Here is a 19084-nt window from a genome sequence, read left to right on the forward strand (position 1 = left end):
TTACTATGTGCTACCACGGGGAAGAACGGCGGACACGAACGTTGATCCCGGCGCGCTACGCCCCACCGGCACACGGCTCGGCGCCCGCCAGGAGCTCCAGGAGCAGCACCTGGCCGGGGTTCAGCTGGGGCAGCGGCACACCGGCCCCGGTGAGCAATCCGCCAGAGACCGCGGCGCTCGTGCCGGGTGCCGGGAACCAGGCCGGGTCGGCCACCTGGTGGCGGCTGGCCGGGCCGATCTCGGTACGGGTGCGCAGCGCATAGTCCACATCGGGGCGCAGGCCGGGGAAGCGTACGCGCGGTGTGTGCGCGGTCGCGCTTGTCCCGATCCGCATCCACGCGAACAGCGCGTGGCGGCCGTCCTCGCTCACCACGCCCTCCAGTACGGCCCCGTCGTCGAGGTCGTCGGCATGGACCGTGACGCCTCCGTGCAGCAACGGCCGCAGCTGCCGGTAGAGCGCAGCCCACGCCGTGAGCGTCGCACGCTCGCCGTCGGAGCAGGCGGTGAGGTCCCACTCGATGCCCGCGTGGGCGAACAGAGCGGTCGCGAGCCGTAGCGACAGGCTCGACTCCCGGTGGGTCGTGTGCGCCCGCGCCGGCCCCACGTGCGCGCCGACGACCTCCGGCGGAAGGAGCAGTCCGGTCCAGCGTTGAATCCACTGCCGCTCGATCGGATCGTTCGTGTCCGAGGTCCAGACCCGGTGCGCGTGGGCGAGGATGCCGAGGTCGGCCCGGCCGCCGCCGCTGGCGCACGCCTCGATCTCCAGGCCCGGGTGGGCGCGGGTGAGAGCGTCCATGAGTTCGGAGGCGGCCAGGGTTTGCGCGCGTCCGCGCGGAGCGCCGCTCGCGCGGTCGACCGCGCCGTGCACGTCGCGGTTGTGGTCCCACTTGAGGAAGTCGACCTGGTAGCGGGACACGATCTCATCGATCGACCGAAAAAGGTACGACCATGCGCCGGGCTGGGCGACGTCGAGGACGAACTGGTGGCGCCAGGACAGCGGCATGGCGTCGTCGAGGCCAAGAATCCATTCAGGATGGGCGCGAGCCAGGTCGGAGTCGAGGTTGACCATCTCGGGCTCGACCCACAGACCGAACTGCATGCCGAGTCCGTGCACGAGGTCGGCCAGTTCGGCCAGGCCGCGCGGCCATACCTCAGTGTCGACGGCCCAGTCACCCAGCCCGGCCGCGTCGCTGCGGCGCCCCCGAAACCAGCCGTCATCGAGCACGAAGCGCTCGACGCCAACGGCGGCGGCGTGCTTGGCCAGGTCGGTGAGCCGGCGAAGGTCGTGGTCGAAGTAGACCGCTTCCCAGGTGTTGAGCACAAGCGGGCGAGGACTCGACGGGTGGTTCGGCCGGGCCCGGGCATGCTGGTGGAACCGCCGCGAGATGCCGTCGAGCCCGCCGTCCGACCACGCGAACAGGACGGGCGGCCCGGTGTATTCCTCGCCGGGTGCCAGTCGCAGTTCGCCGGGTTCCAGCAATTCGGCCCCGCCGATCAGCGTCGTAAGGCTACCGGCTCCCTCCGGCAGACGCTCGACGAGCTGCTCGGAGTTGCCGCTCCAGGCGACGTGGACCGCCCAGATCTCCCCGCCTCTGAACCCGAAATGGCGCGTGCCGATCACCGTCATGAACGCCGCGTCGTGCCCCGGCCGGCCGCGGCGTGATGCCCGCAGCCGGGTCCCGTCGGTCAGCGGCGAGCGCTGTGGGCGTCGTTCCCCGCTCCACCGCCCGGTGAAGTCCAGCAGCTCGGCCGCCCGCGCCGGGACCGGCAGCAGGATCCGGACGGCGCCGACGTCGACGGGCTCGCCCGCCGGGGCGAGGTTCGTGATGCGGGCGAGCGCGGTCAGCACGCCCGCCGGGTCGATCCTGTACTCGAGGCGGATACCCAGGCCGAGGGCATGATCGCGCAGCGTGAAGGCGGCGGATGTCCGGTCCGCTTCCACCGCCACCAGCGCGACCCGCGATGCCGGCACCCCGCCACGGTGGCAGACGAGCGCCGGCGTGCCCGACCAGCCCTGGAACGTCGTCGGCGCGATCGACACCGATCGGGGCTGATCGAAGGAGCTGTTGAGTACCGCGGGTGCGGCGGTCGCGACCACTTCCCCGGCTGTCGCGGCCGGAAGCTCTCCTCCCCAGTACACGACGGCGGGGAGGCGGTTGGACTCGAGAGCGAAGACGACGCTGACGCCCCCGTTGCACAGGTGGACGTGTCCGTGATGGTCAGTCGGCACGGGCTTGCTCTCCTGAGGTTCCGGCATCATTGCGGTCTACTCCGGACGAACCGCTCGACGGCCGATCCGATGGCGACGCCCTTCGCACCGGCATCGAGGAACGCCTGGGCGTTGTCGAGGTCCATCCCGCCCGTGGCGACGAAGTGTGCGTCCGGGAAGGGGCCGCGCAGCTGGGATATCCAGGAGCTGCCGAGGCTGGCGGCGGGGAATGCCTTCAGCCAGGTCAGGCCGAGCTTCATGGCCTCGTTGACCTCGGTGGCGGTGCCAACGCCAGGTAGTGCGGGGATTCCCGACTCGGCCGCGTGGGCGACGAGCGTCCGGTCCAGCCCGGGGCTCACGATGAATCGGGCACCGGCGCGCCGGACGGCGTCGACCTGGTCGACGGTCAGCACAGTGCCGGCGCCGACGTGCCGGCCGAGGCGGTCCGCCTCGCGGGCCAGGGCGCCCAGGACCTCCAGATCCCCCGGGCGCTGGACGGGCACCTCCACAAGGTCGATGCCGCCCGCCCATGCCTGACGGGCCAGGTCGAGGGTGCGTTGCGGGCCGAAGCCGCGCAGGATCGCCATGAACGGCGTGGCGCGGAAGCCGTGCGCGAACCACGAGTTGTCGATGCCCATGTCACGCCGGTCCGAGCGTGGTGGCCGGCGGCACGAAGTCGGCGGTGGTCCGCAGTACGGCCGCCGCGAGGCGGTGCGCGGTCTGGATTCGCCCTCGGGGCGCCGTGCCCCGCAGGCGTTCGTGGAGGTACCCGGCGGCGAAGGAGTCACCGGCGCCGACGGGCTCGATCACCTCCACGGGGACGGCGGGCTCGAACACTTCGTCGGCGCCGACGAATGCCGTGGCACCGACGCCGCCGTCCTTGACGATCAGCTCGGCGGGCGCGTCGATGAGGCTACGAACCTCACGGGCCGTGGCACTCCCCCACAGCAGGCGTGCCTCGTCCAGGCCGACGAAGACGACGTCGGCCAGGTTGGCCAGTCGAAGCAACTCGCCGCTCGCGTCGCGATGCCGCCACAGCGCGGCGCGGTAGTTCACGTCGAAGGCGACGGTGTAGCCGCGCCCCGGGCCGGGGTCCATCAACGACAGCGTCATCGCCGCGCACGTGTCCGACAGTGCCGGCGTGATCCCGGTGATGTGCAACGTGTGGACCGCGGCACGCAGGTCGTCCGGCACCGTGGCGGGCGTCATCGCCGAGGCGGCCGATCCGGCCCGGTAGTAGTGGACGGCCGTCCCGCCGGGCGCCGGGTCCTTGAAGTACACGCCGGTCGGTCGTCCCGGGTCGCCGGTGACCCAGCTGGTGTCGACGCCGGCGGCGCGGAGCAGCGCTTCGATGCGCGTGCCGAACGGGTCGAGCCCGACGCGGGAGACCCATGCGACCGGGTGCCCGAGGTGGGCCAGGTAGAGCGCGACGGTGGACTCCGCGCCCGCGACATCCAGGGCGAGATGCCGCGCGTCGGCGAGGCTCTCGGGCGGAGTCGCGCTCAGCTGCGCCATCGTCTCGCCCACGCACACCACGAGCGGGGAGGGACCGGCCATTCAGGCCCTCCCGGTCAGGTGCGGCGCCGCACCGGCGCCGACGGCGGCCGGTCCGGCGCGATAGGCGGCGACGGCCTCGGAGACCCGCAGCGCCCGCCCGTGGATGCGCAGGGTTTCGACCTCGTCGCGGTCGCGGCCGTGCAGCACGACGTCGGCGCCGGTGGTGACGTCACGCAGGTCGGCGGAGAACCGGCCCCAGCCGTAGGGCCGTTCGTCGCCGCCGTCCTGCAACCGGCCGTCGGCCACGAACAGGATCAGTTTCGGGCCGCCGTCCACGATGATCGCGACATGGGCGCGACGCCCGGCGGTGAGCGTGTCCTGTTCCGACACCCAGCCGCACTCCCGGCGGCCGTCGTTGAGGGTCAGCCGGAGCCGGCCCCGTTCGGCGAGGCTGAGCGCGAAGCCGACCCCGGCCGGATCACGCTGCTCGATCAGCATCCGGCCCGGGGACAGGTCGTTGACGGTGAGCCAGGCGTCGAGGGTGAATCCGGCGCGGCCGTCCTCGATGCGCCAGTTCCCGCGGCGCAGCTGGAACCGTGGCAGCGTCACCGGCCCGGGCACCGGACCGCCGGCCCTGTAGTCCAGCAGCAGGCTGTCGTCCGGGACCCCGGAGCGGTGGTGCTGTGACCACAGGCCGTCCAGCAGGCCCGGGTCCAGGGCATGAACCCGGGCGACCGACTTCTGGGTCTCGGTGACCCAGAACCGGTCGCCGTCGTGCACCAGGTCGGGGTAGCTCATGCTGGTCTGCGGGTCGTCGGCGTAGACGGCGATCTCCGGCTCGGACCAGCGGATCACGCCGTCGACCTCGACGCCCCCGGACAGCCACGCGGGGTTGCGGTAGGTGCCGAACCAGGTGTTGCCGTTGTTGTGGAACCACAGCAGGTACCGGCCGTTGCCGCAGGCCCAGGCAAAGGTGGCGGCCCGCGGGTTCCTGATCGGCCGGCCGGTCGCGAAGGTGGCCGGCCGGGGCGCGGTCCAGCTGTGGCCGCCATCGCGGCTGTACGCCTCCGCGATCACGCCCACCTCGGTCCGGTAGGTGCAGTAGAGGCTGCCGTCGCTCAGCCCGATCACCTTGTGTTCCTCGGCGACGTCGCCTTGTGGCGCCCGCAGGCCCACCGCGCCGTCGGGCAGGGTGGTCCAGGTGATCCGGGCCGGATCGGGCTCGGTGAGGATGTTGGTGCTGCACATGACGAAGCCCTCGCTGGTGCGCTGGAAGCCCAGGCGCTCCTCACGGAACCCGCCGACCTTCGACGCGCCGATGTAGACGGCGTCCCCGACGATCTCGGGCTTGCCCACCGACCACCAGAACAGGACCTGGCCCTGGTACGGATTGGTCCGGTCGATGTCGAAGGTCCGCATCGGCACGGTGTAGCGGTCCGTGGACCAGGTCCGGCCGTTGTCGTCGGAATAGCGGAAGACCATGTCGCCGAGTGTGTCGACGCGGGGACTGGTCCCGGTGTCGGTGATGACCTCGCGCAGGTTTGCCGAGTTGTACGTGTAGAAGACGTAGATCCGGCCGCTGGGCAGGACCAGCGGCACCGCCCACGACGCTTCGGGGCCGGTAGGTGGCTCGACGTCCACCGGGTCGCTCCACGTGCGCCCCTGGTCGGTGGACCGGCGCGACACGATGCGTTGGCTCGGGTCCCCTTCGTGGCTGGCGGAGCTGGTGACGACGCATACCCAGGCACCGTCCGCCGCGACGACCACGTATGGCTGGTCGCAGTATCCGTCCGCCTGGATGACCGATCCCGCGGTCAACAGCCGGTCGTCCGCGCGTGCCTGCTGCGGGTCGTCCGGCAACTGTGGAGAAGCGATGCTCACCATTCCGCGAGGCTCCCGTCTGTGTGCCGCCAGATGGCGCTGCGCCATCGATGCGGATGTTCGGCGGCCCGGCGCACCTCGGCCTCGTCGATCTCGATGCCCAGGCCGGGACCGGTGGGCCGGTCGAGGTAACCGTCCCGGGCGCTGAACACCGAGCGGTCCGCGAGGTAGTCCAGCAGGTCCGAGCCGACGTTGTAGTGGATTCCCAGGCTCTGTTCCTGGATCAGGAAGTTGGGCGTGGCCACGTCGACCTGGATACAGGCCGCCAGGGCGATCGGGCCGAGCGGGCAGTGCGGCGCGACGCTCACCCCGTACGCCTCGGCCATGGCCGCGATCCGGCGCACCTCGGAGATGCCGCCCGCGTGGGAGAGGTCCGGCTGGACGACGGCCACGCCGGCGCCCAGGATGTCACGGAAGTCCCAGCGGGAGTACAGCCGCTCCCCGGTGGCGATCGGAATGCTGGTGCCTGCCGCGATGCGCCCGATGTCGGCGGAGAGCTCGGGCACCACCGGCTCCTCCACGAACATCGGGCGCAGCGGCTCGAGCAACGGCAGGGCACGGCGGGCCATCGCGGGCGAGTACCGGCCGTGGAAGTCGACGGCGAGATCCCGGTCGGGCCCGAGCACGTCGCGTACCGCGGTGACCCGCTCGACCAGCCGGTCCAGCTGGCGGGGCGTGTCGATCGCGGTCAGCTCCTCGGAGCCGTTCATTTTCACCGCGGTCAGACCGGCGGCGACCTGCCGCTCGGCGTCCTCGGCGAGCGCCGTGGGCCGGTCACCGCCGATCCATCCGTAGATGCGCACGCGGTCGCGGACCGGCCCGCCGAGCAGGTCGTAGACGGGCACGTCGTGGACCTTTCCGGCGATGTCCCACAGCGCTTGGTCGATGCCGGCGACGGCGCTGGAGAGCACCGGCCCGCCACGGTAGAAGCCACCCTTGGTCAAGACCTGCCAGGTGTCCTCGATCCGCAGCGGGTCGCTGCCGATCAGGTAGTCGGACAGCTCCGCGACCGCCGTCTGCACGGTCTCGGCGCGGCCCTCGACGACGGGTTCGCCCCAGCCGGTGATGCCCTCATCGGTCGACACCGCGAGGAACAGCCATCGAGGCGGTACCCGGTATGTCGCTACCTTGACGATCTTCATTGGCGCGCGTCTCTCCTCGTGCGTTCGGCTCAGCCGATGATCAGGTTGGCGATCTTGGCCTGCTGGTCGGGGTAGATCAGCACTGGGCTGCCACCGACGCCGGTCAGGACGTTGCGGGCGATGGTGAGGGTGTTGATCTGCGAGAGCATCTTGCCGATGGGTGACTGGCCGCCGACCCAGACGCCCGAGAACGGCGAGTCGCTGATCGTGTTGTCGGCGATGGTGAAGAACCCTTCGCCGGTGCCGGCGGACTCCCGGATGCTGTGGATGGAGATCGCGCCGGGGGTCACGCACAGGGCGCCGGTGCACGCGGCGGAGATGTGGTTCTGGACGATGTCGGCGCTGTACATCGGGAAGAGCGGCGATCGGCCCCACAGGTAGACGCCGGCCTGGCAGGTGTTGCGGACCGTGTTGCCGCTGACGACGATGCCGGTGCCGCTGCTGAGCTGGATGCCGCCGCCCTCGGCGACGCCGTCGACGGTGTTGGCGTCGACCCGGACGTACTGGGCGTCGCGGAAGACCGTGCCGGCGTAGCCGATCTGGATGCCCCCGTCCCGGTTGGCCACGGCCGTGCAGCCGGTGATCCGGACCTGCCGGCTCGCCTCGACGTCGATGCCGTACATGTTGGCGTTCTCGGTGCGTACGCCGCGCACCAGCACGCCCGTGGCGGTGTCGACGAGCAGGTTCGCGCCGCTGGCACCGTTGAGCCCGACGTCGGTCACCGAACAGTCCTTGACACCGCTGAGCTCGATCAGCGCCCGGTTGTGTCGCAGCTGCGGGCGCTGCGGCAGGGTGACGCGCAACCGCGACACCGAGCACCCGTGCCCGCCGATGAACCGGATGCCCTGGTGGTCGGCGCTCGACAGCACGATCTCGGTGTCGTCGCCGGTGCCGGCGATGTGGACGTTGTCACGCTCGGCGACGGCGAAGTGGTGCTCGATGCGGGTGTCGCGGAAGGTGGAGTGCCGCGGATCGGGACGCAGCAGGTACCGGCCCGCCGGCACGTGGATGACGCCGCCGCCCGGGGGAAGAGCGGCCAGGGCGGCCCGGAAGGCGGGCGTGTCGTCGTGGCTCCCGTCGCCGCGGGCACCGAACCGGCGGACGTTCGCCACCGGCAACCCACGGGTGGACCGCTCGGCGGGCTCCCGCCACGCGGTCTCGCTCGGTTCGCTCCGCCGCTCCCCGTACGGATCCCGGTACGGGGTCCGCTGCGTGACCTGGAAGCCGGTCAGGTCGCCGTCGACCGTCCCGCCGTCGAGCTCGGGCAGCCGGGTGACCACGTTCCCGCTGCTCACCACGCCGCCGGCCGAACCGGCCACCGAGACGCTCGGCCCGTCGTTCTCCAGCACCGTGTTGCGCTCGATGGCCAGGCCGTCGACGACCGTTGCCGGGGAGAGCCTGACGCCGGCCCCGCCGGCGCCGAGCAGCTCGTTGCCGGTGACGGTGACCCGCGAAGCGCTCACCGGCAGCCAGTTGTCGATGCCGATGGCGATGTCGTTGCTCTGCGATCCCCGGATCCGGTTGCCGGTGATGCCCAGGGTGGCGACCTTGTCGATGAACGCCACGGCCCCGTGGAACCCGCCGCCCGGGCGCAGGATGCGGTTGTCCGGCCGCATCTCCATGGCGCTGCGGATCAGGTCGTTGCCGTGGACGACGGCGTCCATCAGCGTCGCCGGGTTGGTGGTGGTGATGTCGCTGAAGACCGCGCACCCCATGGTCGATTCGATCCAGTTGTACGCGATGGTCTGGCGGGCGCCGCCGAGGGTCATCCCCCGGCCGTAGCAGGCGTTGATGATCGTGTTGTGGACGTAGCGCACGTCGGCGATCGCCGTGCTGTCCGGGTAGCGGGTGCTGTCGTGCCAGTTGGCGATGCCGTCGTCGCCGATGGACTCGGCCCAGTTGTACGCGGCGACGCAGTTGTTCGCGCCGCCGTAGTTGAACGCGTCGGAGCCACTGTTGCGGATCACGTTGCCGACCATCCAGCAGTCCCGGGCGTTGGGCAGGATGATGCCGGGCTGGCAGTGGTCGACGGTGACCCGCAGGATCTGCACCGCCTGCGGTGCCCGGATGATCAGCGCGGTCGCGGTCGCGTTGTGCCGCAACAGGTTCAGCGGCGCCCACTGGAAGGCGAGGTCCCGCAGCGAGACGTCGACGGCCGTCTGGAACTGCCAGGCCTGGCCGCTGGCGTAGGGCGGCGCCTCCTGACCGTTGCGGGTCATCACCGGGCGATGGAAGAGCAGGACGCTGGATTCGCCCTCACCGACGAAGTGGACGTTGCGGATGTCGTTCTGGAACCACCAGTTGTTGCCGGGAAGAGCCGGAGCCGGGAACAGGTAGCGACCGGGCGGGATGTACATGACCCCGCCGCCCTGGGCCCGCAGCGCCGCGAGGGCCGCGTTGAAGGCGGGAACGGCCGAGGTGACGCCGTCGCCGACCGCGCCGTGGTCGCTGATGTTGACGACCGGGAGGCTCTGGTACTCGATGCGGGGCATCCCCTCCAGCCCCGGCCGGTCGTAGAAGGAGTCCGGCAGGTTGCTCACCGCGCCGGAGGGGGTGAGGTTGCCCGCCGCCGGCATGGGGCGGGCCGGCGGGAGACCGGCGAAGGCGGGGCGGCCGAGGGCGGTCAGGCCGGCGGCCGCGGCGGCGGCACCGAGCAGGGTACGTCGGGAGATGTCGCGGGGCATGGTGGTGAGTACCTCCGTTGCTGTGCGGTCAGCTGATCGAGAGGTGCGTGATCTTGGATCAGGTCACGGGGCGGCAACACGGTGGTGGCGGGCCGCCCAGCCGAGCTCGTTTCCGGCGCGCCGGCAGTCCACAAGGGACGGGGCCGGGTGGCGCCAGGGGGTGTCCGGGTAGTAGTCGGCCGCGACGCGAGCCGGGTCGGCGCCGTCCCACGGGTCTGGTGCGGCCAGCAGAAAGGCGTGGAATCCGGTGAGCGGGGCCGTCAGCGCGGCCTGCACCGCGGCGGTCAGGTCCCGGATGTCGAGGTAGGCGAACAGGTCCGCGGCGCCGGGTCCGGCCGGTCGTGCCGAGACGGGACCGGCGTCGGGGTGGGTGACGTAGCAGGGCCGCAGGCAGATCGTGGTGAGGCCGTGCTGGCCGGCGAACTGGCGGCAGGCCTCCTCCGCCAGGTGCTTGGAGATCTGGTACGCCGAGGCGGGGCGGTGCGGATGGTCGTCGTCCACGGGCAGGTACTCCGGGCGGCCGCCGCCGACGCAGCCGAGGGCGTTGATGCTCGACATGTACACCACGCGGCGTACTCCGGCGCGCACCGCCGCCTGCAGCAGCGTGCAGGTGCCGGCGACGTTGACCGAGAACGTGTCGTGTTCGCGCCCGGCCCGGTCGCTGGCCAGGCCGCCGCAGTGCACCACCGCGTCGGCTCCGGCCAGTGCCTCGATCATCCCGTCCAGGTCTCGTACGTCGCAACGGACGTGCCGGATGTGCGGGGCCGGGCCGGCGGCGCTGACGTCCAGTGTGGACACCTCGAGTCCGGCTCGGTGCAGCGCCGTCGCGGTCGCCGCGCCGATCGCGCCGCTCCCGCCGGTGACCAGAACACGACCGGCCCCGCGATCTGCGCCGCGCCGCGGACCGGTCACGGCAGCACCTCGGCCACGGCCGTTGCGACGGGCGATCCGCCGCGCAGGAAGAACCCCGCCCGATCCAGCGGGACGTCGATCGTGACCTGCCGGCCGCCCTGGTATTCGCGTCCGGTCCACGGATCGATCCACGCCACGCCGCCGGGCAGCCACACGGACCGCGCACGCGCACGGTACTCGAGGACCGGCGCGGCGAGGATGTCCGGGCCGAACATGAACTCGTCGTCGACCTCCCACGACACCGGATCGTCGGGGAAGTCCAGGAACAGCGGACGCATCAGCGGGATGCCCCGGGCGGTGGCCTCGGCCATGTGCTGCCCGATGTACGGGCGCAGCGCCTCGCGCAACCGCAGCATCGCGGCGGCGGCCTCGAGGACCTCGTCGCCGAAGGACCACAGTTCGTTGGGGGCGCCGCGCAGCACCTCGCCCTCGAGGTCCGGCCGGCGGTGCCCATGCAGCCGGAACAGCGGCGTGAAGACCTGGAACTGGAACCACCGGATGATCAGCTCACGCAGTTGCGGGTCGGTGTTGGGGACCCAGGTGACGAAGCCGCCGATGTCCGAGCTCCACCACGGCATGCCGCTGAGTCCGGCGTTGAGCCCGGCCGGCACCTGCGCCCGCAGCGCCTCGAACGACGCGGAGATGTCCCCCGACCAGATCGCCACGCCGTAGCGGGCGGAGCCGGCCCACGCCGAGCGGCTGAGCAGGAGCGCGGCCGGCTCGCCGGCCCCGGCCAGGCCGTCGTGCAACGTCTGGGCGTTCCAGTGCGGGTACAGGCCGGCGACCGCCACACCCGGGCCCGCGTGGTAGCGCCACTGCGCAGGATCGGGTGCCACCAGCTCGGGCTCGCAGGCGTCCAGCCAGAAGCCGCGGATGCCCAAGTCGTAGTACCCGGCGCGGATCTGGTCCCAGACGTATGCGCGGGCCTGCGGGTTGCTCGGGTCGTAGTAGTGCAGGAACGCCGGGCCGGAGTGCCCGACGTCCACGAACCGGGACGCGATCGAGAGCTCGTCGCTGTGCAGGAGCATCCCCTGCCGCTGCATCTCGGCGTAGTTGGAGCTGCGTTCGCTGACCGTGGGCCAGATCGAGACGACCACCTCGACACCGAGCTCGCGCAGGTGGGCGACCATCCCGGCGGGATCCGGCCAGCGCTGCGGGTCGAACCGCCAGTCGCCGTGGAAGCTCCAGTGCAGGAAGTCGATCACGATCACGGACAGCGGCAGCCCCCGGCCCAGGTGTTCGTGCACCACGTCGAGCAGCTCTTGCTGGTTGTCGTAGCGCAGCCGCGACTGGAAGAACCCGGTGGCCCAGTCGGGGTAGGCGGGTGCGTGGCCGGTGAGGTCGGCGTAGCGGCTCAGCGTGCCGGCCACGGTCGGGCCGGCCACGATCCAGTAGTCCAGCTCCCGGGCGCCCTCGGCGATCCACCGGGTGTTGGTGTGGCCGAGTTCGACCCGGCCGGCTCCGGGGTTGTTCCACAGCAGCCCGTAGCCACGGCTGGAGACCACGAATGGGATGGCGATCTGGGTGTTCTGCTGGACCAGGTCGATGACGCAGCCCTTCTGGTCGAGCCGGCCGTGCTGGTGCTGCCCGAGTCCGTAGAGCTTCTCCCCCGCGTACGCCCGGAATGTCGCGGTGATCCGGCAGAGCTCGCCGCCCGACGGCCGCAGGTGCCGCGGCGGCACGCTCTGCAGCCACTGCTCCTGCTCGCCGAGGAGTTCGGCGCCGGAGTGCGCGTCGGTGAAGGTGATGGTGCCTCGGCGGTCGACCACGGCCCGGATCGCACCGTTGGTGACCGTCGCCGACCCATCGGCGCCGATCACGATGTCGGCGGTGCTTCCCGGAGGTTGGTCGTGCAGCGCCCCGGGCTTGGCCCCGGCCTGGACCGCCCCGAGCGCGCTGCGCACGCGCAGAGCGTCAGGCCCCCAGGGCTGGATGAGGGTGACCTGCCGGCCGGACCGGATCTGCAGGCCGGACTCGATCTCGCACGCGACCGTGAGGCGCGGTTGGAGGGCGGGCGGCTGGGCGGTGGGCATCGTCATCATCCCTTCAATCCGCTGAATCCGATGCCGCGCACGATGTGTCGCTGGAAGATGGCGAACACGACCAGCGGCGGGAGGGTGGAGATCAGCAGACCGGCGATCAGCATGGCTTGGTCGGAGTACGTGGCAAGGCGGGGCAGGGCCACCGAGAGCGGCTGCTTGGCCGGATCGGTCATGGCGACCAGGGGCCAGAGGAAGTCCTTCCAGGCCGCCATCAGCGACAGGATGGCGATCGCGGCGACCACCGGGCGCGACATCGGCAGCACGATGGACCAGAAGGTACGAACGGCTCCCGCGCCGTCGGTGGCCGCGGCGTCGAACAGTTCGCGGGGTAGCACGTCGAAGAACTGCTTCGCGATCAGCACGTTGAACGCGTGCGCGCCGGCCGGCAGCCAGATGGCCAGCGGGCCGTTGGCGATCGACACGTGCAACCCGGGCAGGTCGGTGACGGTGAGGTACAGGGCCACGAGCGTCACCGTCCCCGGCAGGAACAATGTCGCGAGGATCGCCCCGTAGACGAGCGACCCGAACCGGGGCCGCAGGATCGACAGGGCGTAGCCGGCCGTGGTGGCGACGAGCACCTGGGCGGCGCAGGAGCCGGTCGCGTAGATCACCGTGTTGACCAGGTAGTGGCCGACCTCGAGCTCGTTCCAGGCGCTGCTCAGGTTGCTCCAGTGCAGTGCGCCCGGCCACGGCCGGGTCGGGTCCCCGATCAGCTCCTGGGTCCCGGAGACCGATCCCTTGACCAGCCACCAGAAGGGCACGAGCGCGGCGGCCGCGACCCCGGTCAGCAGCAGGGCCTGGGTCACCAGTAGGCCCCACCGGGTGCCCGTACTGTTGCGATCGGCCGACGACACGATGCCGCGGGCGGGTCGGCTCGTGACGCGCCGGGGCCGGCCGGGGCGGGACGCCTCGCTGAGTTGTCCGGTCATGTCGCACTCCACCGTCGGGTCAGCCGCAGGTACACCGCGGACAGCGCCGCGAGGGCCGCGGCCAGCAGGACGCTCAGCGCCGTGGCCGAGCCGAAGTCGCCGTTGACGAACGCATCGCGGTAGATGAGATAGATGACGGTGACGGTGGAGTTCTCCGGGCCGCCGTCGGTCATCACGAAGGGCTCGCTGAAGATCTGCAGCGTGCCGATGATCTGCAGCAGCAACAGGATGAGCATCATGCCCCGCAGCTGCGGCAGTGTGATGTGCCAGACCCGGCGCCGGACGGAGGCACCGTCGACCTCGGCCGCCTCGTACAGCTCACCGGGGATCCCGGACAGCGACGCGAGGTACAGCAGGACAGTGCTGCCCGTGCTCTCCCACACGATCAGCAGCACCAGGCTGGGCAGTGCCGATGCCTTGGTCTGCAGCCACGGGGCCGGTCCGAGTCCGAGGTGTCCGAGGACCGAGTTGAACAGGCCGTGGTCGGGGTCGTAGAAGAACTTCCACAGCAGGATCGAAACGACCGGCGGCATGATCACCGGCAGGTAGACCAGGACCCGGAACAGGCCGCCGAGCCGGCGCAGCTCCGACATGACGATCGCGAGCAGCAGCGGCAGCGGGAAGCCGATCAGGATGGTCAGCGCGCCGAACTTGACGGTGTTGACGATCGCGGTGAGTAGCAGCGGGTCGGCCAGCACGTGCCGGAAGTTGTCCAGTCCCACCCATCGGGGCGGGTCGACGAAGTTCGTCTGCTGCAGGCTCAGCAGCACGCTCTTGACGATCGGCCACCAGGAGAAGTAGCCGAAGGCCAGCAGCGCCGGCGTCAGGAACAGCCACGCGGCCAGCGGGGAGTGCCGGCGCACCCGGCCGTTGCGGCGCGGCCGCGGGCGGGCGCCCGGCGGCGGCCCGGCCGAGCCGTCCGGCGGGGCGGGGGTGGCGGCCTGGTCCCGGCGCCGGGACCAGGCACCATCCCGGAGATCGGAGGCAGAGGTGGAGGTCATCATTGCTGGGCTTGCTGGACGATCGTGGTCGCCGACTTCTGCGCGGTGGCCAGTTCGGTCGCCGGATCGGCGTCCTGGCGGGTCAGCACCGCCTGCACGGCGGTGTCCAGACTCGCGTACAGCGACTGCGCGGCGACCGGGGGTTCCGGTTTGTACTGCAGCGTGGCCGTCCCGGAGACGAACGGCGCGAAGTTCTTCGGGTCGACCGTGACGGAGGGCTTGATCGCGTCGGCGATCTTCTGCTGGACGTCGGTGTTGAACAGGGCGACGGTCGGCACGCCGACCGGAATCCCGGACTCCTTGTTGGACTTCGCCCGTTCGGCGCCCGCCGCCGGATCGTACTGGGGCCGCAGATAGTAGAAGTCGGTCCACTTGAGGATGGCGGCGCGCTGAGCCGCGGTGGCCTTCGGACTGACCATCACCGCCTGGCCGCCGACCAGGGTGGCGTTGCCGCCGGCCTGCGGGTACGCGCCGGCACCGAAGCTCGCCGGATCGCCCTTGAACTGGTTGATGTAGCTGGTGTAGTAGCCGGGATCGGAGATGATCATCGCGAAGTTCCCGGCGGCGAACCCGCTGTTCACGTCGTTGTAGTTGAGAAGCTGGTTGGTTCCCATCGACTGGTCCTGCCAGCGCATCTTCTTGAGCTGGGTCAGGTGCGCCACCGCCTGCGGGTTGTTGACAGTGGCCGTGAACCTGCCGTCCTGCTGTGCCTCCATGGCGCCGCCGCGGGAGTACGTCGCCGCGGTCAGGCGCCACCCCCCGTTGTTCTTGACGGTCATCTCGGCGAACCCGGGCACCCCGGTGCGCTCGGTGATCTGCTTGGCGTACGCCTGGACCTCGTCCCAGGTCGTGGGCGGCCGGTCGGGGTCCAGGCCGGCCTTGCTGAACAGGGACCGGTTGTAGACGAGACCGAGCGCGTATTCACTGGTGGGGATGCCGTACAGCTTGCCGGAGGCGTCCTTGAGGTTCTCCAGGACGCGCGGGTCGAACTGCCCGTACACGGGCATGTCCTTCGCCGCCGTGGAAAGGTCCGCGACCTGGTGCCGGGCGATCAGGCCGGCGGGCTCGGTCAGCGGTACCAGCAGCATCGTCGGTGCCGTGCCGCCGGCCAGCTGCGTGATGTAGGCGGTTGCGTCGAAGGCGGCGTCGGTGGTCTGGATGTGGATGGCCGGGTTCGCCTTCTCGAACGCGGCCACCTGGTCGAGGTAGGTCTGTCGCGCGGCGGCTTTGGTGGTGGGCGGGATGCCCATCACGGTGATGGTGGTGCTGCCGCCGCTCTGCGGCTCGGCCGACGAGCATGCCGCACCGGCGGCGGCAAGACTCAGCGCTAAGACGCCCGCGAAGGCGCGGGTCGGCACTCTCGTCATCGGATTCCTCCAGCAGGCAGGTGGGGTGTTTCAGCAGGAGCTCCGGCAGGGTCCAGCGGGCTCCGGTACACGACGTTGCGCAGCTGCGTCCCGTCACGCAGGGCGCGGATGTTCGCGGCGACGTCCTGCATCCGGCTGATGAAGACGTCGTTGGTGACCCCGGACGTGTGCGGCGTCATGATCACATTGGTGAGGTCGTGGAACGGCAGGCCGGCGGGCACACCGTGTACGCCGGAGCGCGGATAGCGCCACCAGACGTCGATCGCGGCACCGGCGAGCCGGCCGTCGACGAGTGCGTTGTAGAGCGCGGCCTCGTCGACGACCGGCCCTCTGGAGACGTTGACCAGGAACGCGGTCGGACGAAGATGGGCGAGCATCCCGGCGTCGAGCAGGCCGGCGGTCTCGGCGCTGAGCGGGACGGTGACGACCACGACGTCACTGTCGCGCAGCAACCGGGGCAACTCGTCCGGTCCGCCGATCCAGGCCGCCGGGGCACTCGGCGTGGATCCGGGCCGCCGGCGGGTCGCGATCACCCGCATGCCCAGCGCGTCGCACAGCATCGCCACGTGCCGGCCGATCTCGCCGAAGCCCACGATGCCGACGGTCTTGCCCAGCACCGTCTCGTGCACCGGCGCATCGGGGTCCTGGAACACCGACCGCCAGCGGCCCGCCCGCAGCGCGCGGTCCTCCACGAACAGCTGGCGGCTGAGGGCCAGCAGGGCCATGACGCAGTACTCGGCGATGGCCCGGCCGTGGTGCAGCGTGTTCGCGACGATCGCGCCGGGCCGGAGGCCGGTCACGTCGATGCCCTCGAAGCCGGCCCCGGCCACCTGCACCAGCCGGAGCGCCGCCGCGTCCGCGGCCTCGGCGGCGGGCAGCTGCGACCCGACGTAGACATCGGCCGCAGTCAGCAGTCCCCGCAGGGCGCCGGGGCGGTACGACCCGCCGAAGTCCCAGGACACGCCCTCCCCCACCGCCGCCGTCAGCTGCTGTGACAGCCGTATCTGCATGGGATCGGCTACGACCACGTGCACCTTGCGTCTCCTGTCTGTAAGCGACGCCGAACGATCGCGTTAAAGTCAGATTAAACTGCCCAGCCCTGTAGGTGTCAAGATTCACCGCCCAACGTCCGACCCGAGCCCGACCGGCTCCATCCAGGCAGCAGACTCCCGAGCCACATGGCGAATGGGCACAGCAACTTCGACCGGATAGGCTGTCGGCGCCACAAAGACCCGTGGTGTACTGTTTGATCAGATTATTGGCGCGTAGGAAGGCGAAGCGTGCGCGACATCGACGCACCCTCTGGCGATCGCCTGTACGACCGGGTGGTCGAGCACCTCGGCAAGGAGATCGTCACCGGCCGCATCGCACCCGGCTCGCCGGTCTCCCCCGAGCGCCTGGCCGAGGAACTGCAGGTCTCCCGGCCGGTGCTGCGTGAGGCGTTCCGAACCCTGCAGTCTCAGGGTCTGCTCGTCGCCCGGCCCAAGATCGGCACACGGGTCGCGGACCCTTCCGCCTGGAACTACCTCGATTCCAAGGTGATCGCCTGGCGCCTGGCCAGCAACAAGCGCGACGAACAGGTCGCCGAGCTGTACGCGATGCGCCTCGCGGTCGAGCCGCTCGCGGCCCGGATGACCGCCGACCGGGCCACGCCACACGACCTCGCCCGGCTGACCAAGGCGATCGACGCCATGTACGTGGCGCTCGACGAGCGCGACACCCACACGTTCACCGCCGCCGACATCGACTTCCACCTGGCCTTGCTGGAGTTCTCCGGCAACAGCATGTTCGCGTGCCTCAGCAGCGTCATCGCCAGCGCCGTGCGCACCCGCGAGACGCTGGTGTTCCCCGTCGTCGAGGCGATGCGCCGCGGGCTGCTGCTCCACCGCCAACTCGTCCAGGCCATCATGACCTCCGACCCCGCCATCGAGCAGACCGCCCGCCAGCTGATCGTCGAGGCCCAGAACGAGGCCGAACGCGCACTGGGCAACTGGTCCACCGCCTTCTCTCCCGCGGAGGTGTAGGCGCGATCGCGTCCCGCCAAACGGAGGCGGCTGTCCGAGCTACCGGGAAGACCGCCGGCGCAGCAGGCCCGATCCGCCCAGGGCCAGGGCCGCGAGCGCGACCAGGGGCAGCAGGGCGACGTACGGATCCTGCAGCTCGATGCGACTGTTGGCCAGGTCGTCGGCGGGGGACAGCGCCATGGGCACGAGGTCCGGAATGACCCACGCCGGGCCGTAGGCGGACAGCACCGTGACGAGCGCGAAGATCAGCAGCGGCGTGAGGACGGCGACGCCGAGCGCGGCCGGCACCGAGTCCCGGACATGGCCACCGCGGCGGGCGCCGAGCAGCAGCACGGCCCCGATCGCGAACCCGGTCACGACCACCGCGCCGCCGACGCCGGCCGCCACGGGCGGGAAGAGCAACTGCGAGGCCAGCCACCACCCGGCGGCAGCGGCCGACAGGAGGACGGACGACCTCGCTCGCGTCATCCGGTCACCCTACAAGCCGGCGCCGATGACGGACAGCAGCCGCAGCTTCTCGTAGCTCTCGCTGCCGGGCACGGCGGTGTAGACCAGCAGGGAGTGCCCCTGGTCCGGGTCGAGCAGCGCCTGGCAGGCGACCTCGACGACGCCGACCTCGGGGTGCAGGAACCGCTTCTCGTGGCTGTACCCCACGCCGATCTCGTGCTGGTCCCAGACGCGGCGGAACTCCTCGCTGCCGGCGAGCAGCAGCTGCAGCAGGTGCGCGGCGTGCGAGCCCGGCCCGCGCAGCGTGACCGTCCGGCGCAGCCCGGAGGCGAAGACGCGGGCGTGGGTCGCGTGGTCGTCGGGGTGGTACCGCGCCCGGCACGCCGGGTCGGTGAACCACCGGTAGCCGATGCTGCGGGCCGGCCCCGTGTACCGGGTCTGGTCGCCGGTCAGCGCGACCCCGAGCGGTGTCTGCCGCAGCGTCTCGCCGAGCTCGGTGACGATCTCGGCGGGCGTGTCGGCGAGCCGGTCGAAGATGCGCAGCAGGCCCGGGCCGATGTGCTCGCTCCGCGTTCTCCGGGTCGGCGGGTGGTGCCCGGCGAGGCGGAACAGGTGGTCGCGCTCGTCGCGGGACAGGTGCAGCCCCTGGGCGATGGAGGCGATCATCTGCTCGGACGGGTGCGGCCCGCGCTCGCGCTCGAGCCGGCTGTAGTAGTCGGCGGAGATGTGGCACAGCGTGGCCACCTCCTCGCGGCGCAGCCCGCTGGTGCGGCGCCGCTGCCCGCGCGGCAGGCCGACGTCCTCGGGCTGCAGCGCCGCCCGCCGACGCCGCAGGAACTCGGCGAGCCCGGCTCGATCGATCACCAGTTCGTTGTACCACCGCCGCCGCACCGCAGCCTGGGATCGTCAGGCCGTGGATGCGCCCGCGGAACCCGTGCAGCCTGGGCAC

15 protein-coding genes are annotated in these 19084 nt (G+C 71.3%); 1 reads left to right on the forward strand and 14 read right to left on the reverse strand.

Features of this window, described 5'->3' with window-relative positions:
* Positions 1–55 precede the first annotated feature (55 nt).
* The 12 genes from AC6JBM_RS23020 to AC6JBM_RS23075 all read right to left on the reverse strand — a co-directional run bounded on the left by AC6JBM_RS23020 (position 56) and on the right by AC6JBM_RS23075 (position 16698).
* On the reverse strand, positions 56–2230 hold the full coding sequence (locus AC6JBM_RS23020) for an alpha-galactosidase (protein ID WP_497985638.1): 2175 nt from the start codon (positions 2228–2230) through the stop codon (positions 56–58).
* Positions 2231–2256: 26 nt separating this feature from the next.
* Complete coding sequence (locus tag AC6JBM_RS23025) at positions 2257–2847, reverse strand: bifunctional 4-hydroxy-2-oxoglutarate aldolase/2-dehydro-3-deoxy-phosphogluconate aldolase (RefSeq protein WP_497985639.1); 591 nt, start codon at positions 2845–2847, stop codon at positions 2257–2259.
* A gap of 1 nt (position 2848) precedes the next feature.
* Entirely contained in the window at positions 2849–3766 is a 918-nt protein-coding gene (locus tag AC6JBM_RS23030; RefSeq protein ID WP_497985640.1) for a sugar kinase, read from the reverse strand.
* On the reverse strand, positions 3767–5590 hold the full coding sequence (locus AC6JBM_RS23035; protein ID WP_497985641.1) for an exo-alpha-sialidase: 1824 nt from the start codon (positions 5588–5590) through the stop codon (positions 3767–3769).
* Positions 5584–6729, reverse strand: coding sequence for a galactonate dehydratase (dgoD, locus tag AC6JBM_RS23040; RefSeq protein ID WP_497985642.1), 1146 nt, complete (start codon positions 6727–6729; stop codon positions 5584–5586). The genes AC6JBM_RS23035 and dgoD overlap by 7 nt, the downstream gene beginning before the upstream one ends.
* A gap of 29 nt (positions 6730–6758) precedes the next feature.
* Positions 6759–9413 carry a glycosyl hydrolase family 28-related protein gene (locus AC6JBM_RS23045; RefSeq protein WP_497985643.1) on the reverse strand — a complete coding sequence of 885 codons (2655 nt, stop codon included), beginning with the start codon at positions 9411–9413 and terminating at the stop codon, positions 6759–6761.
* Positions 9414–9476: 63 nt separating this feature from the next.
* Positions 9477–10325, reverse strand: a complete 849-nt coding sequence (locus AC6JBM_RS23050) for an NAD-dependent epimerase/dehydratase family protein (protein ID WP_497985644.1) — start codon at positions 10323–10325, stop codon at positions 9477–9479.
* On the reverse strand, positions 10322–12358 hold the full coding sequence (locus AC6JBM_RS23055) for a glycoside hydrolase family 31 protein (protein ID WP_497985645.1): 2037 nt from the start codon (positions 12356–12358) through the stop codon (positions 10322–10324). The genes AC6JBM_RS23050 and AC6JBM_RS23055 overlap by 4 nt, the downstream gene beginning before the upstream one ends.
* A 5-nt stretch (positions 12359–12363) precedes the next feature.
* On the reverse strand, positions 12364–13296 hold the full coding sequence (locus AC6JBM_RS23060; RefSeq protein ID WP_497985646.1) for a carbohydrate ABC transporter permease: 933 nt from the start codon (positions 13294–13296) through the stop codon (positions 12364–12366).
* Positions 13293–14297, reverse strand: coding sequence for a carbohydrate ABC transporter permease (locus AC6JBM_RS23065; RefSeq protein WP_497985647.1), 1005 nt, complete (start codon positions 14295–14297; stop codon positions 13293–13295). The genes AC6JBM_RS23060 and AC6JBM_RS23065 overlap by 4 nt, the downstream gene beginning before the upstream one ends.
* Entirely contained in the window at positions 14297–15664 is a 1368-nt protein-coding gene (locus AC6JBM_RS23070; protein ID WP_497985648.1) for an ABC transporter substrate-binding protein, read from the reverse strand. The genes AC6JBM_RS23065 and AC6JBM_RS23070 overlap by 1 nt, the downstream gene beginning before the upstream one ends.
* Positions 15661–16698 (reverse strand): 2-hydroxyacid dehydrogenase, encoded by a 1038-nt coding sequence (locus AC6JBM_RS23075; protein ID WP_497985649.1) that lies wholly within the window; start codon positions 16696–16698, stop codon positions 15661–15663. Before AC6JBM_RS23075 ends, AC6JBM_RS23070 begins: the two co-directional genes overlap by 4 nt.
* 246 nt (positions 16699–16944) lie before the next feature.
* On the opposite strand from AC6JBM_RS23075, the gene AC6JBM_RS23080 reads away from it, so the two are divergent.
* Positions 16945–17688 (forward strand): FadR/GntR family transcriptional regulator, encoded by a 744-nt coding sequence (locus AC6JBM_RS23080; protein WP_497985650.1) that lies wholly within the window; start codon positions 16945–16947, stop codon positions 17686–17688.
* A gap of 39 nt (positions 17689–17727) precedes the next feature.
* Here the strand turns inward: AC6JBM_RS23080 and AC6JBM_RS23085 are convergent, their stop codons facing one another.
* Together AC6JBM_RS23085 and AC6JBM_RS23090 are read right to left on the reverse strand one after the other, a co-directional pair.
* Positions 17728–18156 carry a hypothetical protein gene (locus tag AC6JBM_RS23085; RefSeq protein ID WP_497985651.1) on the reverse strand — a complete coding sequence of 143 codons (429 nt, stop codon included), beginning with the start codon at positions 18154–18156 and terminating at the stop codon, positions 17728–17730.
* A 9-nt stretch (positions 18157–18165) separates the two neighbouring features.
* Positions 18166–18999: a helix-turn-helix transcriptional regulator gene (locus AC6JBM_RS23090; RefSeq protein ID WP_497985652.1), complete on the reverse strand. Its 834-nt coding sequence runs from the start codon at positions 18997–18999 to the stop codon at positions 18166–18168.
* Positions 19000–19084 lie beyond the last annotated feature (85 nt).

The sequence above is a fragment of the Dactylosporangium thailandense genome, from assembly GCF_059739745.1.

Excerpts from the sequence above, each read along its gene's own strand:
- AC6JBM_RS23025 (WP_497985639.1), bottom strand. The coding sequence starts at position 2,847 with ATGGGCATCGACAACTCGTGGTTCGCGCACGGCTTCCGCGCCACGCCG.
- AC6JBM_RS23030 (WP_497985640.1), bottom strand. The coding sequence starts at position 3,766 with ATGGCCGGTCCCTCCCCGCTCGTGGTGTGCGTGGGCGAGACGATGGCG.
- AC6JBM_RS23035 (WP_497985641.1), bottom strand. The coding sequence starts at position 5,590 with ATGGTGAGCATCGCTTCTCCACAGTTGCCGGACGACCCGCAGCAGGCA.
- dgoD (WP_497985642.1), bottom strand. The coding sequence starts at position 6,729 with ATGAAGATCGTCAAGGTAGCGACATACCGGGTACCGCCTCGATGGCTG.
- AC6JBM_RS23045 (WP_497985643.1), bottom strand. The coding sequence starts at position 9,413 with ATGCCCCGCGACATCTCCCGACGTACCCTGCTCGGTGCCGCCGCCGCG.
- AC6JBM_RS23055 (WP_497985645.1), bottom strand. The coding sequence starts at position 12,358 with ATGCCCACCGCCCAGCCGCCCGCCCTCCAACCGCGCCTCACGGTCGCG.
- AC6JBM_RS23060 (WP_497985646.1), bottom strand. The coding sequence starts at position 13,296 with ATGACCGGACAACTCAGCGAGGCGTCCCGCCCCGGCCGGCCCCGGCGC.
- AC6JBM_RS23065 (WP_497985647.1), bottom strand. The coding sequence starts at position 14,297 with ATGACCTCCACCTCTGCCTCCGATCTCCGGGATGGTGCCTGGTCCCGG.
- AC6JBM_RS23070 (WP_497985648.1), bottom strand. The coding sequence starts at position 15,664 with ATGACGAGAGTGCCGACCCGCGCCTTCGCGGGCGTCTTAGCGCTGAGT.
- AC6JBM_RS23085 (WP_497985651.1), bottom strand. The coding sequence starts at position 18,156 with ATGACGCGAGCGAGGTCGTCCGTCCTCCTGTCGGCCGCTGCCGCCGGG.